Origin of the sequence: Mesorhizobium sp. M0306, from assembly GCF_040321655.1 — a bacterium.
Lineage (GTDB): Bacteria > Pseudomonadota > Alphaproteobacteria > Rhizobiales > Rhizobiaceae > Mesorhizobium.
On sequence record NZ_JAMYRY010000088.1, the window covers coordinates 1 to 2,251 of the forward strand.

Genomic DNA, 2,251 nt, shown 5'->3' on the forward strand with positions numbered 1-2,251 from the left:
CCTCCACTCCAGCCAGCATCTTGAATCACAAAACAGATAAATCTGGAATCCCCTTTGATTCCGTCAAAGGGGGAACCGCTCTAGTCGCGGCGTCCCGCCGCTCCCCGAGCCGGCTTCGCCGTCTCGGCCTTCGGGTGACGATCCCTCGCGCAGGGCTAGAGGGAGAGGGCGGCCGGCGCGGGGCGGGGGACGCTGGAGAGAAGGGAAAATCACCGTGTCGATGATATTCGTAGGTGGATCACGCGAGATATTCGAGCTGCCGGAACCTGCTATCACTCGCATCGGCGCAATCGTTGCTGCCGAGCACGGCGTGCTGATTGGCGACGCGCCCGGAGCCGATGCCGAGGCGCAGGGCCTGCTCGCTGGCTACGGCTACGAACATGTCGGGGTCTTCCATGCGGGCAAGGAACCCCGCAACAATCTGGGCGACTGGGCTGCCTACCATGTTCCTGCTCCTGAGGGCGCCGAAGGATACTGGGTCCACGCCGCCAAGGACCGGGAGATGGCGCGGCGCGCCGACTTTGGCATGATGGTCTGGGACGGCGCATCACCCGGTACGGCCGTCAACGTATTTCGGCTCGCCATCGCGAACAAGCCGTGCGTCATTTACGATTTGGCCAGGGGCCGCATGGCGACGACGTACAATGTGGAAGACTGGTGCGCCATGCTGCGCCATGTCGATCCGGACATTCGCCGCCAGGCCGAAGCCCGCATGACGCCGGACGAGCGTCTGGCGTTGCCAGGATGATGTACGGGCGGTTTCCCCGACAGCCCGGTGGGTCCGATCTCCGATATGCTTGATCCGGCTCCGCGCCCAACTCCACTTGTATGAACGGCCGGGGCCAACCCTACTTCGAATCCGGCCCACGCGCAGAGCCGCGGGGCATTGTGCAGCATGATCATCTTGACCCGTCTCGCATCTGAAGCGGGTACAAGCGTGCCGAACATCCTGGCTTGCTTGGTCATCCAACCTGGCTGCGAGGCATCGCCACCGTGGGGCGTGAAGTTCGCTGCCAGTCGGCTCCGATCTCGAAACCGCTGTGCCGCCATGCCAAACGCGCAAGGCGGTTCACGCGCCATGCTGCTGTTCGACGTGTTGGCGATGCCGACGACATGACCCGAGAGGCTGCAGCCTGTTCGTGCGATCCGGCAGCGTTGCGTCGGCCAAGCGATGGCGGCCTGAGTTCTTTTCCATCTGCCGCATCCGGGGCCATTCCGTTTCATGTCGCCTTTGTAGACGACCGCCTGCTTTGTGCGGTCAACCCCCGTTGGGGGTACATCTCGGCGAATATTCAGGAAAATTCGATTTCTGTTTTTGTCTGCGGACAGGCGAAGGGCCTGCCCGTTATTTCTAGGCAAATAGAATTTTCCAGAATTTTCGCCGAGATGACCGCAGCAGGACGGCCCTCTCCTTTGGCGCCATCGGGAATGGTCCCGATGCAACCGAAGGAGAACTACCATGGCCACCACGATCGCAAACCTCACCACAAAGTCCGACGGCTCGATGGAAGGCGTCTTTGCCACGCTCCGGGTCAACGCCCCGATCACCCTGATCCCGAACACCAACAAGTCTCGCGAGGACGCGCCCGACTACCGGATCGTCAACAAGCGCACGGGCTTCGAGATCGGAGCCGGCTGGCACCGCACCTCCCAGCGTTCGGGCGAGGAGTACCTCTCGGTCAAGCTGGAAGCCCCCGAGATCGGCGTCATCTTCGGCAACCTCGCACCCGCCCCGGGCGGCGAGGAGAACAAGAAGGTCATCCTCTGGAACAACCCCCAGTGAGGCATCGGTGGCCGGCTCCGCAAGGGGCCGGCTTCCCCACCGGCAAAAGGAGGTTGCAATGAGCCGCTATACCATCACCGTCAGTGGCACCGTCACCGGACAGGTCCGCTCGGATCCAGACGCCGTCATCGGCTACGACCCACCGCTTCGGACCTACTTCCTGCACGCGTTCCCGCACGATGAAACCGACGAGCCCGGTCTTTGGCTTGGCACCCGCGATCGCGCGTTCGAAGCGCTTGAGGATCTTCGCCATGCAACCATCTTACACGGCTACGATCTCATGCCGCTGCCGGCGGATCTCGCGGCGAAACTCATCGAAGACAAGGCGGCTGTGGCTGATCGGGCGCCGCCTCAATGAGCCCGACTGGGCGAACGTGCCCCAAAAGCCCGGCGACCGCGCGGTCCCTGGCCGGGGGTTTCTCAATGAGAGTGGCTGGTGGGCAATGTCTTTCAGGCACCGTGGGGCCG

The 2,251-nt window shown here is 63.1% G+C and carries 3 protein-coding genes; all 3 read left to right on the top strand.

From position 1 onward, the window contains the following. Nucleotides 1-220 precede the first annotated feature (220 nt). The 3 genes from NKI95_RS34145 (at nucleotide 221) to NKI95_RS34155 (ending at nucleotide 2,141) form a co-directional block, all read left to right on the top strand. Nucleotides 221-748, top strand: coding sequence for a hypothetical protein (locus NKI95_RS34145; RefSeq protein WP_352722243.1), 528 nt, complete (start codon nucleotides 221-223; stop codon nucleotides 746-748). A gap of 711 nt (nucleotides 749-1,459) precedes the next feature. Continuing rightward, nucleotides 1,460-1,783, top strand: a complete 324-nt coding sequence (locus NKI95_RS34150) for a DUF736 domain-containing protein (RefSeq protein ID WP_352693587.1) — start codon at nucleotides 1,460-1,462, stop codon at nucleotides 1,781-1,783. 58 nt (nucleotides 1,784-1,841) lie between these two features. Next, the gene (locus NKI95_RS34155; protein ID WP_352722241.1) at nucleotides 1,842-2,141 is read left to right on the top strand and encodes a hypothetical protein; all 300 of its coding nucleotides are present in this window, start codon (nucleotides 1,842-1,844) and stop codon (nucleotides 2,139-2,141) included. Nucleotides 2,142-2,251: the final 110 nt, after the last annotated feature.

Coding starts and splice junctions, on each gene's coding strand:
- NKI95_RS34150 (WP_352693587.1), top strand. CDS start 1,460: ATGGCCACCACGATCGCAAACCTCACCACAAAGTCCGACGGCTCGATG.
- NKI95_RS34155 (WP_352722241.1), top strand. CDS start 1,842: ATGAGCCGCTATACCATCACCGTCAGTGGCACCGTCACCGGACAGGTC.
- NKI95_RS34145 (WP_352722243.1), top strand. CDS start 221: ATGATATTCGTAGGTGGATCACGCGAGATATTCGAGCTGCCGGAACCT.